This is a genomic window from Pseudomonas sp. CG7 (assembly GCF_023701885.1).
GTDB classification, from domain to species: domain Bacteria; phylum Pseudomonadota; class Gammaproteobacteria; order Pseudomonadales; family Pseudomonadaceae; genus Aquipseudomonas; species Aquipseudomonas zanjanensis.
Genome location: NZ_JABAEE010000005.1, coordinates 40132 through 54869 on the forward strand (window position 1 = coordinate 40132; position 14738 = coordinate 54869).

At 60.4% G+C, this 14738-nt stretch carries 8 protein-coding genes; all 8 read right to left on the bottom strand.

Translation table 11 applies throughout. The features are described 5' to 3' along the window. Positions 1–20 precede the first annotated feature (20 nt). Complete coding sequence (locus tag HGO40_RS03920) at positions 21–947, bottom strand: ketoacyl-ACP synthase III (RefSeq protein ID WP_207966014.1); 927 nt, start codon at positions 945–947, stop codon at positions 21–23. Between the two features lie 344 nt (positions 948–1291). Further along, a complete protein-coding gene (locus HGO40_RS03925) occupies positions 1292–4186 on the bottom strand; it encodes a glycosyltransferase family 2 protein (RefSeq protein ID WP_250961955.1) in 2895 nt (964 codons plus the stop codon). Positions 4187–4249: 63 nt separating this feature from the next. After that, positions 4250–7831: a glycosyltransferase gene (locus tag HGO40_RS03930; RefSeq protein ID WP_250962007.1), complete on the bottom strand. Its 3582-nt coding sequence runs from the start codon at positions 7829–7831 to the stop codon at positions 4250–4252. Positions 7832–7940: 109 nt separating this feature from the next. Next, positions 7941–9506 (bottom strand): flagellar hook-associated protein 3, encoded by a 1566-nt coding sequence (locus tag HGO40_RS03935; RefSeq protein ID WP_250961956.1) that lies wholly within the window; start codon positions 9504–9506, stop codon positions 7941–7943. Between the two features lie 13 nt (positions 9507–9519). Then, positions 9520–11586, bottom strand: a complete 2067-nt coding sequence (gene flgK, locus HGO40_RS03940) for a flagellar hook-associated protein FlgK (RefSeq protein ID WP_250961957.1) — start codon at positions 11584–11586, stop codon at positions 9520–9522. Positions 11587–11596: 10 nt separating this feature from the next. After that, complete coding sequence (gene flgJ, locus HGO40_RS03945) at positions 11597–12904, bottom strand: flagellar assembly peptidoglycan hydrolase FlgJ (protein WP_284738987.1); 1308 nt, start codon at positions 12902–12904, stop codon at positions 11597–11599. An 11-nt stretch (positions 12905–12915) separates the two neighbouring features. Continuing rightward, positions 12916–13986: a flagellar basal body P-ring protein FlgI gene (locus HGO40_RS03950; protein ID WP_250962009.1), complete on the bottom strand. Its 1071-nt coding sequence runs from the start codon at positions 13984–13986 to the stop codon at positions 12916–12918. Positions 13987–14031: 45 nt separating this feature from the next. Further along, on the bottom strand, positions 14032–14727 hold the full coding sequence (gene flgH / locus HGO40_RS03955) for a flagellar basal body L-ring protein FlgH (protein ID WP_250961958.1): 696 nt from the start codon (positions 14725–14727) through the stop codon (positions 14032–14034). Positions 14728–14738 lie beyond the last annotated feature (11 nt).

Here is a 14738-nt window from a genome sequence, read left to right on the forward strand (position 1 = left end):
TTGAAAAGAACGTGAATGAGTCAATCGCGATACAGAATCGCCGAGCCCCACGACAGGCCTACACCAAAACCACTGATCGCCACACGCTTCCAGTCAGCATCCAGGACGTGCTTTTCCAGCAGCAGCGGAATGCTCGACGACACGGTATTGCCAGTCTCGACCATGTCCTTGATGAATTTCTCAGGCTCACCCTCGAAACGCCGCGCCACGGCATCGACAATCGCCGCACTGCCCTGGTGAATGCAGAATGCGTCGATGTCGCTGGCTTGCAATGAGGATTCATTCAGCAGTTCGTGCAAATGAGCCGGTACTTTCAGCAAGGCAAAGTTGAACACCTGGCGACCGTTCATGAAGAACACACCGTCGCTGACCTTCAGGTGTGGCGCGCCGGAACCGTCGGTGCCGAACTTGGCCTTGCCCAACTGCCAACTGGCGTCTTCGGCCATCCACGTGGCGGTGGCGGCATCGCCGAACAGCATGGTGGTGTTGCGGTCTTCAGGGTCGACGATTTTCGAATACGGGTCGGCGGTCACCAGCAACCCGTTCTTCAACCCAGCGGCCTCCATGAAGCCTTTCAGGGCATAAATGCCGTATACGTAGCCCGAACAACCCAGCGATATATCGAACGCCGCCACATGGGTCGGCAACCCCAGTTTGTCCTGCACGATGGCGGCCGTGTGCGGCAGGCCTTCTTCATCACCGTTCTGGGTGACGACGATCAACGCGTCGATGGATTCGCGCGAAAGCTGCGGGTTGTTGGCGAACAATGCATTCACTGCTTCGACACACAGGTCCGAGGTTTCCTGGTCAGCGTCTTTGCGCGGCAGGAACGCCGAACCAATCTTGCCAAGGATGAATTCTTCATCCTTCTCGAATTTGGCACCCTGAGCGTAGTTATCCACACCAGCGGTCGGCACATAACTCGCTATGCTTTTTATGCCAATCATCATGGCTTCCCGATCATGTACTGCGACTAGGTTCACCCCCAAAAGCTCAGGGGCGCTTCAAAAATGGTTGATTCCAAAGGGGCGGACGCCTTGTTCGGCGAACGAACAGGCCTCCACTCCGGGGAATACAATACAGTGAAGATGCACTTTATGACCTATGCGTCACGCCGTTTTGTTCTGCAAAGGCATTTTTTCATGACAAACGAAGCCGTGTCATTTGCCACACGGGCATAGGACAGCGGATAGAAAACTCGGAGATAGCAGCGTAATTCGCGATGGATACCGACAGGTTTTTATCTGCTGGCATCGATGAAAAGCCCCGCAAGGCGGGGCTATCCGGTAGATCAGTTGAGCAAGTCGGTCCAGGGTACGTTGCGCACCGGTCCCAGGGTGAAACCAGCGCCTTGCAACGCCAGGTTCCCGTTGTAGAAGCGATCCTGGGCGAGCGCCTCGGACCACTTCTCACGCAGCGCCGCACGCGCCGCTGGCGTACTCGCCAGCACGCCGGGCTGGATGACCTGCACGTGTGGCGTCCATACCGTCAGGTACCCGGCCTGGCCGACCCTGAGGCACAGGTCAACGTCGCCCAAGGCATCGTCGAACAGACCGCTGTCTATACCGTCAGCAGCGTTAAACAACTGCTTGGAAATCATCAAGCAGGCAAAAGACACCGCCGAACAATTCTGCTCGACCACCAACCGGTTCATGTAGCCCCTGGCGGTCTTCGGCTCGCCGATGAAGGCCGAGCCGACTTCTTCATTCAAGCCCAGAATCAGGCCAGCCTGAGTGATGCGTCCATCGCGCTCGACCAGTTTGGCGCCGACCACACCGACTTCCGGACGCAAGGCTTGATTGAGCAGCGATTCGATCCAGTTGACGTTGAGCACTTCGCTGTCGGCCGCCAGGGTAACCAGATAGTCGCCCTTGGCCTCCTGGCTGGCAGCGTTGATCCAGGAGCCCGTCGCAACGCCCGGCTCGATATCCAATAACCGAACGCGACTGACCTGGTGCCCCTGGCCATCTAGCCAGGTGCGCAGTACGGGATGATTTGCCGCCCCGGTAGGGACCAATACTTCGTAGCGTTGATATCGGGTGCGCTGCAGTACGCTGAGCAGGCAACGTTGTAGCGTCGCCGGATCGACCATGCCATGGACGATGATCGACACCAGGGGGCGTTCGGCAAAGCGGTACTCGAGTTTATGCGTACCCGGCACGACCGCGCTCACGGCAGCTTGATAACCGCGAACCGCCAGGTGGCGCAGCAACGTCTTGCGCTCATCGGCGTTGTCTTCCACAGCAGGGGCCTGGCAAATCAGCAGGGGTTCATCCAGATGCGCAAGCCCCTCCAGGCCGTCCTGCTCGATCAGACGCAACAGCAAGTCGAATTCCATCGCATTCTTGAACTCGCGCGAGTACCCGCCAAGTTTCACCAGTGTCTCGCGGCGTATCAGCCAATGACGGGCCATCAAGGCCGGGGCACTTTGCAGCAAGTCAAGGTTGAACCCTGGCCGGAAGACATCGGCCAGTGTCCCGTCGGGCTGGCGCTGGAACTCGTCCATTGCCACGGCCTGGCATTGTGGCGCGGCCAGCAATTCCACACCTGCGCGGAACAAACCGCTTGGCGTCAATTCATCACCGGCCTCGGCCATGACCAGCCAATCGCAATCGCTCTGGCTGACAACCTGATTGATTTTGTCGACGTAATTGCTTTCGTTGACTTTGACGAAATGCAGGACACTCTGCGGTGTGGTCTCGGCTGGAAGGTCGCCGGTGGTGAACACAACGATCTTGAACGCCCGGCAATAGCCATTGATGACGCTGTCGAAGGTGGCCTGCATCTTGAAGATGTCGGCTTCCAGATCCAGGATCAAAATGCCAAACGTCGGGCCCCCGTTGCGAGCCGCCAGGTATTTGGACACTTTTTGGCCTTCACTGGCGCTTGGTTCACGCGCCTCGAGCCAGCGCAGCAATTGACCGGAGGGCGTGGCCTCGAACAACCTCGCGGTATTTTCAAACGCTGCGGCCTTGAGTCGTTGTTCCCAGGCCTGGATCATTTGCACATAGCGCATGTCACCCTTGGCCTGCATGACCTCATGCAGCTGCTTTACCAGATCCTGGTTGAAGGCATAGCTCAGGAAAGCCCTCGCCAGCCGTTCATCGAGCGGCACGGCGTCGGTGTTGCGCTGGGGACGAGACAGCTCCTTCTGCTTGAGCATGACGGCTTCCAACTCCTTCAACTGCACCTGCCCGCTTGGCGCCGCATGAAGCAGGAATTCCAGTGAAGAGAGCGCGTCGAAAAAAGCCTGGTTGTAAAAGGGCAACTCGACGTATTGCGTCGGCTCGAAACGCCGAACCGGTTCGCCACGCCGCGAATCCCAGGTCGACTCGAACACTTTTCCAGCCTGCGGCACCGAACGCTCGCCCAATTTCTTGAGTATGGCCCGGACATGCACCAGTGACGAAGCATCCATGCCCAAGGCGTCGGCCAGAATCGCGCTCATGCGTTCCTGTTCAGCGACTGCTCGCAAGTCCTCGGTACCAGGCGCCGTGCCCACTGGGTTCCCTGGCTTCGCCACGCGACTGCGCTCGTGTACACCATAGGGGATGTCCAGCAAGCGAACCTTTGCATCCGCCACCAAGCCAAAGCAATGGCCGGCCTCCTGCAACCGCGAATCAAAACCGACAGGTAGCGAAGCGTAACTGCGCCGCAGGGTTTCAGTGCGCGTGAGGGCATTGACCAATGATGGGCAATCCTCGGCAAACACAGCGAGCCGGGCTTCGGCCGCTGCGCCGGAATAATCCTCACAACCCTTGCGATCGAGCAGGTAATAGTCGACACGGTCGGCATGGGCCTCGAAGGCGAGGCTGTAGCCTTGGCAGACACTGTATTCGGCGTGTGCTTCGAGGAAACTCAACGCTTGTTCGAGCGCTTGGGGCAGCAGGAAACTCTCGGCATCGGCAATCGCCAGGTAAGGTGTGGCGACTCGCTCGATGGCCTGGCGAACCTTGTCGCCGAAACCGATGGCCGTGGGGGCGTGCAGGTGTTGCACGCCGGGGAATGCTGCCGTGATATCAGCGTTGATCTGGCTCGATGAGTCGATCACCAGCACCGCGAACGAACTGTCATGATAGTGGCGCAACGCCCGCCGCAGGGCAGTCGACTGGTCGTGAGCGAGCAGCACCAGGGTAAACCGTTCATTCAACGTCGCAGTCGATCCTGTTGGGGCATTGCTTAGCATATTCATTCCTTAACGAGTGGATGGTCGCATCAGCGACACCGGGAGTTTCGCGGTTGCAACTCATCAATCCGGTAGCCAACCATTGGCCCAGTACTGCAGGTTATCGCCGCGCAAGATAAAGTCGCGCAGCACCACTTCACGTAATTCGTCGCCCATCCGGTAACTGGCAATCGGATCCGCCAGGTGCATGCGGATGGCCTCCAGCCATTCTTCGGTGCTGTTGGTGAGCACCCGGGTACAAGGCAGGTGCCCCCGGTAAGCCTCGGTATCCGAACAAATGCCCGGGTAGCCGCACGCACCGTATTCCAACAGGCGAAGGTTGCTTTTGCAGTCGTTGAAAATATGGAATTCCAACGGCGCCAAGGCCAGGTCGAGATTCAGGCTGGCCAGCTTTGCCGGATAAGCCGCCAGGCTCACGCCAGGATGAAACTCATGGATATAGGGCTTGAGCAAATCAGGGCACATGCCAAAGAAAACCCATTCGACTTCGTCAGCCAGTTCACGTACGACATCGGCAATAAGCTCCAAGTCGCCACGATGGCTGGTGCCGCCGCCCCAACCGATACGCGGCTTGCTCGAGGTTGCACGCTGGCTTCTGAGCGAGTTCCACAGACCGGCAGCCAGCATGTTCGGCACCACGCGGATGTCGTGGTGCATGCTCGACAAGACGTCCGCCAGCGGATGCGTGGACACCACGACCCGATCACACAGGCCGATCCCTCGGCGCAACATGTCCTCAAGGTTGTCCGGCATGTTGCGGCGGTGTTCGTTTTTTTCCGGGACCCTGGCGATGTAGTCATCCAATTCATAGATGCGCATGGCGTTGGAGTAAGTCTTGACTTGAGTGATGTCCTTGAACTTACCCACGTTATAGCGGCCCTGAAGGATGATCACATCCGGTGACTGGCGCTCGATGTCGATGATCGAGGGCGTATCGTAGGCCACACGCCCCACGATTCGACCCGCCGCTTCCAGTTCGAATAACGGTTGGCTGACCCGGTAATGCCCCACCGCCGAGGTATTGACCGCCATCCCCAGGATCGAAGGGACGTTGCGGGTAATCAACGGATTCCAGCCGGTGCGTGGTCCGGGCTCAAGACTGAAGCTTTTCCCGGTCAGGGTCAGGTTACGGTTGTAGGCCGGATCGTTGGCGATCCTGGGCAACCAGCGCTGATAAAACGCCTCTTGTTCCTGCTCCAGCCGCTGCTTCCACGCAGAATCACGACTGGCTTCCACGCCGGGCGCCAACACGACATCACTGTAAGGCGTGGTGACGATCAGGTAACCGTTTTTGCCGACCTGCTGGCACAACTCCAGGGAGTTGATGCGCTGCGTGGTGATCGACTCATCGAACCCACCGGCCTCCTGTAGAACCTGCTTGCGCACCAATAGGCAGTGATCGCCGACAGCGCTCCAGTTCTGCACCGTCTGCAAGCGTTGCATATAGCCGCCAGACGTTACCGACTCGTTGACAAAGGCCCTGCCCGCCAACCCACCCAGTCCCATGATCATGCCGGAGTCGATGACCCGGCCTTGCTGGTTGAGTGTGCGAGGCCCCACGATACCGACCTCGGGACGCTGCCCATGATTGAGCAACTCTTCCAGCCAGGCGGCTTCCAGCACGATGCAGTTGGGATTGAGCAACAACAGGTATTCGCCGCGGGCATGCTGTGCGGCGAAATTGCGTATCACCGCTTCGCTGGCGCTTCCCGGATGCAGGAATATCCGCAACTTCTCACTGCCCAGCTCCGCCATGGCCCGCAGCCAATGTTGTAGCTCGGCGTTCTCACTGGCGTTATCGACAATGATGATTTCGTAATGTGGATACGCAGTCGTACTGATCAGGCTGTTGACGCAACGCTCCAGCGCGCCCAGGTCATCCTTGACGCTGATGACAATCGACACCAGCGGTCGCTCGGCGAACAGGTATTCGATGCGCGGAATCAACGCCAGCAGCGGCCCTGGGTGCAGCTGGTGCGGCACGCCAATACGCTGTAGATGAGCGCCGATCAGTTCGGCGTTTTGCTCGATGACTTTCGGCAAGGACAACCATTGGGCAAACGAAAACGTCGACTCGACTTGGACTTCCGGAATGTGGCCGATGACCTGCGGCCCATCCGTTTCCACCAGTCGCCAGATCAAGTCTTGGGGCGCCAATTCGCCCAGGCTCGAATCGAATCCACCCGAGGACAGAAATCGGGCACGCTCGAACGCCAGTGTCCGCCCCACATAGGGATAACCGCGCATCAGGTCGAGGTTGAAGTCGGGCTTGAAGATTGGCTCCACCGACTTGTCATCCAACAGCGCGCCTTCATCGCTGTAGAAACAGGCTACACCCGGCGAACCGACAATCCGGTCGGCCATGATCAGCAGCGTAGACTCGGTCAAGCGATCGCCGGCACGCAGCAGGTAGAACCAATCGGCGCCATCCAGTTGAGGCAGCAGCCCATTGAGCTGCTGCGCCCAGTCCGCTTGCAGGCCAAGTCGCAGGACATGGTTATCCACCGGCTGGCGACCATTGGACAGCAGCAGCACCGATTCGCAGGCATAGGCTTGGGCAGCGATGCTCTGCAGGGTAACACTCAGCGCATAAGGATCGTCCTGCTCGTCAATGACAACGGGGACGATCCTCGGACGATAGGCCCAGCGAGCGATCTGCCGCGACAAGACTTGCTTGCGCAATGGACTGAAATGCCGACACGCCAACCACTGCACATAGAGGTCTGCGTAGCTTTCGATGTCCGTGCCGACTTGCGAGCCAATGACGCCCTGGCGAGTCGCGATGATCGAGTAGACATTGATTTCTTCCCACTCGGGCGCCCCTGGCTCCTTGGGCTGGCCCAGTGTCTGGTAACGCACCCAGCCACTGGCAGGCGCCGGATCGCCACTGCGCTGGGCCAGCATTTCCTTGAGCCAGGTCAGTTCTACCGTGGCCGCTTCAAGCATCTTGGCCTGACGCGCCAGGCGCTCCGGATGCAACCGCTGGCCACTTCCCTCGGCGTAAAGCTGGACCAGATTGCCCCGGCGCAACAGGCAGATGAACAAGGCAAAATCGAGGACTGCCTCGAACCCTTCACCGGGCTGGGCCAACGCTGGCAGCAAGTCCTCGACATCGGCGCGGCGCATCAACGCACCACTCAACCCGCCGAGGATATTCCGGGTGGTTTTTTCAAAATACGCCAGCATGTCTGTGCCGTTGAACAATGCATCGAACTGCGTAATGCCGGTGTTTTCAACGCGAATCGGCAAGGCATAGTTGTCGGCATCGATTAAATGATGCTTGTTGATCACTAGCGATACTTGCGCATGCTCCTGCAGGATGGCCGCCTGTTGACTGACGCAGAACGCCAGCAACTGGTCGTCATCGCACAGAAACTTGATGAACTCGCCCCGGGACTCTTCCAGACAGCGCAACAGGTTCTGCTGGAACCCCAGCCGGCTCGGATTGCGCAGGTAACGCACCTCAACCTTGGCGTTCGCGCCAAGCTCCCGGACAATCTGCTCGATGCCATCGGTGCGGCAATCGTCGCAGATGACAATCTCAAGGTTCTGGTAGGTCTGCTCGAGCGCGCTTAGCAAGGCAAGGCGGAAAAAGCGTGGGTGGTACGCGGGGATGGCGATGCTGACAAGAGGAGCTGATTTCACACGCATGGCTCTCAACCGGTGGGCGCCAACTCGGGCGAGAGCAGGACGTCCTGAATCGTACTAGGAACGGGTCAGGGACCGCTTATAGCGTCACGGTCCCGGCCCTGGATCACACTTTGTTGAACAAGCCCAATTGAGCGATCTTGCTGAACGCCAACTGCGACGCTTGAAGCATAGTCTGCTGCAAGGTCAGGCGCGTCATCACCTCGGCCGGGTCGGAATCACGAATCGCCGACTGGGTCTGCGAGTTGGCCAGGACAAAGCTCTGATTGGTATCGCTTTGGGTATCGAGCGACTGGCCGCGACCACCGACCGAACTCAATGCACTGGTCAAGTGGTCGGTACCACTGGCCAGGTTACCGATCGCCGAAGCCAGTGCCGCATTCAGGTTCTGGATGGCGATGTTGTCGCCATTGGCAGGAGTGTTCAATGCAGTGCGCAATTGGTTCACGGTGTCCAGGACGTTCTGCGTCTCGTGGGTATTGACCGCGATGCTGAACTGATCATTGGCGGCCGGGGCACCATTGAGCGTGAAACTCACGCCGGATGCGGTGGCGACGCTGCCCGCCAGGGTGCCGCTGGACACCGGTTTGCTGTCCGCGGTCAGTGGCGCGGCGTACAGGTCGAAGTCCGTGGCACTGGTAAACTTCAGCACCGCCGAGCTCGTCGGGAAGCTGGCATGGTAGGTCGCCGGATCGGTAATTGCGCTGCCCGTGATTTGGGTCGCCGTGGCGTTGCCCGGGCTGCGAGCCGGTGTGAACGAATCAGGTTTGGCGGCCAGGGTGAAGGTATGGCCGGGCAAGATCGTGCCGGCAACATCACCCGCATGAAGGTTGACGTTCAAGGTCAAGTCGACGCCGCGAAAGCTCACGGTCTGGCCGGCTTGGCTGTTGGGATCAATAGTCCCGCCCTTGCTGGCTTCGGCAGTCACATCGTTGCCGCCCGAGTCGGTGATTTTCAACTGGGTCCCGCTGACGAATTCCACCGTGTAAGGCTCGCCACCACGGAACTGGCTATTGTAGCTGACGCTGGACGAGACCTGGCCGTTGGTCAGCACCACGCGACCATCATCCACCGCCGGCGCGGTCATGGTGACTTGGGTGCGGCTGGTGTTGACCGCTTGCTGGAACACTTCCCAGCCAGTGCTGTTGGTGGCCATCGACATGGTGTCGCCAATCGGCAGGTCCAGGGTGACTTGGTCGCCGTTGTAGCTGTAGGTGCCGTCATCGTTGCGGGTGAACGGTACGACATCGCCCTTGGAGCCGGCAAAGATGTACTTGCCGTTTTCATCCTTGGTGTTCATCAGGCTCAGCAATTGATCTTCGATCGAGCCCAACTCCGAAGCGACCGCCTGACGGTCTGCGTCGGTGTAGGCGGCGTTGCCGGCACTCACGGCCAATTCCTTGGCGCGCTGCAGCACGTTGCCGATGCTGGTCATGACCGCTTCGGTGGTGCCCAGGGTGGCCTTGATGGTGGTGACGTTGGCTTCGTACTGGGAAAGCATCGAAGCCTGGTTGCCCAATTGCAGCAGACGCGAAGCACCCACCGGATCATCCGCGGCGGTGTTCACGCGCACCAGGCTGCTGGCTTCCTCGCTGGTCTTGACCACCTTGGCGAAGTTCTTCTGGTAGTTCGCAGCCGTGCTTTCGTAAAACTGAGAGGTGGAAATGCGCATGGGCTACGGCTCCTTAAAGACTGTTGATCAATGTGCTGAAGATTTGTTGCGCAGCCTTGATGATCTGCGAAGACGCGGTGTAGTACTGCTGGAACTTGACCAGGTTGCCGGTTTCTTCATCCAGGTCCACGCCCGACAACGAGTCGCGGGCGTTCTTGGCGTTGTCCAGGATTGCGCCAGTGGCGGCGCTGTCCAGCTTGCCCTGGGCGGCCTTGGCGCCGACCCCTTCCACCAATTTGCCATAGGCATCGTTCAGGGAAATGCCTTTGCTGGCGGAGTCGGTGTCGACGGTCTTGGCGGTCTGCAAGCCGGCCAGGATCGTACCGTTACGGTTGTCCAGGCTGCCGGGCTGGCTGAGGCTGATGTTGATACCTGAACCTTCGGACGGCGCCCCGGCGATGGACATGTCGAACGTGACGGTGCGCTGCATCGGCGGTACGGACGAATCCATGATCGGGGCACCGGTGGCATCCTTGAGCGGAACACTCAAGTTCAGCGTGTTGCTCTGGCCGGGCTTGATCGTGCCGCTGCTGATCAAGCCGCCCTGGGCATCGAGCAGCCGGTAGGCCTGGCTGGTGCCATCAGTCGAGGTCGCGCCGAACACCACTTTGACCGGCATCGAATTCTTGATGCCGTTCTGGATGATGCTGGTGGTGGCTTCGTCGTAGATGTCCAGCTTGGTGGTCATGGTCGGCTGGCCGCTGGCCGGGATGGTCAGCGTGCCGCTGCCGCCCGGCGCGATGGCGGCGCCCAGCGGGGCAGCAATCGCCAGCCGCTTGGAGTCGGTCATCTCGGTCTTGATGCTGTCCGCCGCGTTGCGGGTCGGGGTGATCTTGAACGAATCGCCGGCGGCCGCGGTGCCATTGGCGAAGGTCAGCGAGAAGCCATCGACGACCGGCGCTGGCGTGGTCGTCGTGCTGAATGCGCCCAGGGAGGTGTTATCAGGCAGGCGCTGTACGGTGTAGTTGGTGCCGCTGGTGAAGGTGATCTTGTAGTCGTTGGTGGTCAGCTTGCCGGTGTCTTCGATGGACACGTTGAAGTTGCCGGAGCCTGCGCTGTTGCCCAGCGAGGCGACGCTGCGCTGGCTCATCTGCGCGGCGCTGTTGATGCTGCTGAACAGGTTGGAACCAAACGCACCGTTCTTGTCGATGCCCGAGGCCTGGATGCTGTTCATCTGATCGGCGACAACCAGTGCCACGCGGCCCAGCTCGTTCATGGCCGGGTCGAGCACGGTGCTGCGGTAGCGCATCAGGCCACCGATCTCGCCACCGGTCATCACCTGGGTGAGGTCCATGACGCTGGAGCCGCTGTTGAGCTGGATGCCAATGCGCCCCGGATCGTTCTTGTCCGGCACCGCTTCGAGTTTATTGGTGATGTTGCCCATCACCAGCGGCTGGCCGGAACCGAGGTAGATGTCCAGGCTGCTGCCGTTCTCGACGATCTGGGTGCCGGTGAAGGTCGACAGTTGGCGAATGGTTTCGCTGCGTGCGTCGAGCAAATCGTTCGGCGCGCCACCAGAATTGGAGACTTCGGCGATTTTCTTGTTCAGCTGGGCGACGGTGGTGGCCAGGCTGTTGATCTGGTCGACCATGTTCGACAGGTTGCCGTTGATGTTGTCGTTCTGCGCGGTCAGCTGGCTGGCAACCGAGTTGAAACGGTTGCTCAAGGCCTGGGCATCGCTGAGCAGCAACTGGCGGGACGCATCGTCGCCCGGCTTGGCGTTGACGTTCTGCACCGAGGCGAAAAACTTGGTCAGCGCGCCGTTGAGGCCGGTGCCGCTGTCCGACAGCAGCGAGTCAAGCGGCGTGATCTGCCCTTGGTAGGCCGCCGCATCGCTGTTGAGCGAGGTGGTGGTCTTCAGTTGCGCTTCAAGATACGAGTTATACACCCGGCGCACATCGGCCAGGGTCGTGCCGGAACCGATGAACACGTTGCCGTACTGGTTCGACGCCTTGGTGGTCTGCACGGTCTGCTGACGCGAATACCCGGCGGTATCGACGTTGGCGATGTTGTTACCCGTGGTCACCAGTGCGGTCTGGCTTGCGGACAGACCCGACATCCCGATATTGAGCAAACTCATGGTTCAGACCTTATAAAGTCGTGGTGGCACCAGCCGATGCGTAGTTCTGGTAACTCGTCATCTGCCGGGCTATGTTCGAAATCTTGCTGGCGTAGTTCGGGTCGGTGGCGTAACCGGCCTTCTGCAACTCGCGTACAAACTGTTCCGGTTTATCGGCCGACTTCAGCACTTCTTGATAGCGGCTGTTGCTTTGCAGCAGATTGACCAAGTCATGGAAACTGTCGCGGTACGAGGCGTAGGAACGGAACTCGGCCGTCTCCTTGACCATCTCGCCATTGCGGAATTCGCTGGTGATCGCCCGCGCCGAATCGCCCTTCCAATTGGCGCTGGCCTTGATGCCGAACAGGTTGTGGCTGCTGCTGCCATCGGGCTGGCGCATGACCGATTTGCCCCAACCGGTTTCCAAGGCGGCCTGGGCCACCAGGTAACGTGGGGCGACACCGATGCGGTCGGCGGCTTCCTTGGCCATCGGCAGCATGGCATTGACGAATTCATCGGCATCGCGGAAGGCCTTGCGCGCTGGCGCCAGCGGTGGCTGGGCCACGGCGCGACCATAGACCTGCATGTCGCCTTTGGGCTCGGACGCCTTGAGCGCGGCCAGCCAGTCGCCATTGGCCAGTTCGCCGGTGGCCGGCTTGACCGCGGCGATGGCGCGATCCGGCAGCAGGTTCTGCGCAGGGGCATCGGCATTGGCCGCTGCCGAAGGTACCAGCCCGGCGAGCAGGCGGTCAGCCAGTTTCGGTGGCAGGGCCAGGCGCCGCTGGTTGAGCAGTTCCATGTCGTTACGGTGGACGCCCTCGGCCCCTTGCGGTGCATTTACGGCCCGCGAAGCCCACAACGGACGCTGGCCACTGGTACGCGACAACGGCCCATCGGTAGGCAGGGTCCCGGCCGCCACTGGCGTCGGCACTGGTGCCTTGGTGACATTGTCCTGCGCTTCTTGCTGCTTGGCAGCCGACAATGTCGCCGCCTCGCCGGACACCAACGGCTTGTTCTTCGACATCTGGCGCAACAGCACATCGGCCAGGCCGATACCACCGCCTTCGCGGGACATGGAAACGGCCAACTGCTGGTCGTACATTTCCTGGTATTGCTTGGCTTCCGGCGTGTTCATCGGATTGTCCTTGCCCAGGGCCTCGGTGGCCGAACGCATGGACTTGAGCATTTCGCCGAGGAACAGCGACTCGAATTCCTGCGCCACTTTGCGCAGGTTGCCTTCGCTGTTCTTGTCGCCGACCTTGAGCTGGTTCAGGCGATTCAGGTCCGAGTAGGACCCCGAATCCCCGCTGATCAAGGCGCCTTTGCGCATATCCACCATGACCGCTTTCCTTAAATCACGATCAGGTCGGCTTGCAACGCGCCGGCCTGCTTCAAGGCTTCAAGAATGGCCATCAAGTCGCCCGGCGCCGCGCCGACCTGGTTCACCGCCCGAACGATTTCATCCAGGGTCGTGCCCGGGCCGAACTTGAACATCGGCTTGGCTGCCTGTTCGGCATTGACCCGCGAACGCGGGACCACGGCGGTCTGGCCGTTGGACAATGGCCCCGGTTGGCTGACGATCGGGTCTTCGGTGATGGTCACGGTCAAGCTGCCGTGGGTCACGGCGGCCGGGGAAACCTTGACGTTCTGGCCGATCACGATGGTGCCGGTGCGCGAGTTGATGATGACTTTCGCCACCGCCTGGCCCGGATCGACTTCGAGGTTTTCCAGGATCGACAGGTAGTCGCCGCGCTGGCTCGGATCCAGTGGCGCGGTGACGCGGATCGAACCGCCGTCGATGGCCTGGGCCACGCCTGGGCCGAGCATGTCGTTGATCTTGTCGACGATGCGCTTGGCCGTGGTGAAATCGGAACGGTTGAGGTTCAGTGTCAGGCTGTTGCCCTGGTTGAAACCGCTCGGCACCGCACGCTCCACCGACGCACCACCCGGGATGCGACCGGCCGACGGAACGTTGACGGTGATCTTCGAACCGTCGCGACCCTCGGCATCGAAACCGCCCACCACCAGGTTGCCCTGGGCGATGGCGTAGACGTTACCGTCGATCCCCTTGAGCGGCGTCAGCAACAAGGTGCCGCCACGCAGGCTCTTGGAGTTACCGATCGACGAAACGGTGATGTCCACCTGCTGGCCGGGCTTGGCGAACGCCGGCAGATCGGCACTGATCGACACCGCCGCGACGTTCTTCAACTGCACGTTGCCGGAGCCGGCCGGCACCTTGATGCCGAACTGCGACAGCATGTTGTTGAACGTCTGCAGGGTGAACGGGGTCTGGGTGGTCTGGTCACCGGTGCCGTTCAGGCCCACGACCAGGCCGTAGCCGATCAACTGGTTGGAACGCACGCCGGAAATGCTGGCGATGTCCTTCAGACGCTCGGCTTGAGCGGTGAAGGCTGCCGACATCACCAGGGCACCGATCAACAGCTGTTTAAGATTCAACTGGGCCACCTAGAAAGGGAACTTCGGGCTGAGGAAGAAACGGTCGAGCCAACCTGGCTGACTCGCATCGGCAAAGGCACCAGTGCCTGAATAGGTGATGCGCGCATCGGCCACGCGGGTCGATGGGACAGTGTTGTCGGTGGAAATATCATCGGCGCGAACCATGCCGGCGATGCGCACCAGCTCATCACCCGTGTTGAGGGTCAGCCACTTCTCGCCGCGCACGGCGATGATGCCGTTGGGCAACACATCGGCGACGGTCACGGTGATCGAGCCGGTCAGGCTGTTGCTCTGGCCGGACTGGCTGTCGCCCTTGGTGGCACGGTCGGAACCGTAGCCGGCGTTGAGACTCAGGTCGCCGCCACCGATCGGGTTGTTGGTGGTCAGGCTGGAGCCGAACAGCGAGGTGAGGCCGACGCTGGTCTGGCTGGTCTTGTCGATCTGCGCGTTGGCGTTCTTGCTGGCCTGGGTCCGCTCGTTCAGGGTGATGGTGATGATGTCACCGACCCGGAAGGCCTTGCGGTCGCTATACAGGTTCTGCTCGAAGCCGGCCTGGTAGATCGAGCCATTGTTGGCGGCAGCCGGCAACGGCGTGCGCGGCAACACCGGAGCGTAGTACGGGTCATTGGGCCGTGGCGTTGGCGCAACACAGCCCGCGAGTGCGGTAATCCCACTCAGTGCCAGAACAGATACGAAGCGTTTCATGACCCTACCTC

Coding starts and splice junctions, on each gene's coding strand:
- HGO40_RS03920 (WP_207966014.1), bottom strand. CDS start 947: ATGATTGGCATAAAAAGCATAGCGAGTTATGTGCCGACCGCTGGTGTG.
- flgJ (WP_284738987.1), bottom strand. CDS start 12,904: ATGGTGGATATGCGCAAAGGCGCCTTGATCAGCGGGGATTCGGGGTCC.
- flgK (WP_250961957.1), bottom strand. CDS start 11,586: ATGAGTTTGCTCAATATCGGGATGTCGGGTCTGTCCGCAAGCCAGACC.
- HGO40_RS03950 (WP_250962009.1), bottom strand. CDS start 13,986: ATGTCGGCAGCCTTCACCGCTCAAGCCGAGCGTCTGAAGGACATCGCC.
- flgH (WP_250961958.1), bottom strand. CDS start 14,727: ATGAAACGCTTCGTATCTGTTCTGGCACTGAGTGGGATTACCGCACTC.
- HGO40_RS03925 (WP_250961955.1), bottom strand. CDS start 4,186: ATGCTAAGCAATGCCCCAACAGGATCGACTGCGACGTTGAATGAACGG.
- HGO40_RS03935 (WP_250961956.1), bottom strand. CDS start 9,506: ATGCGCATTTCCACCTCTCAGTTTTACGAAAGCACGGCTGCGAACTAC.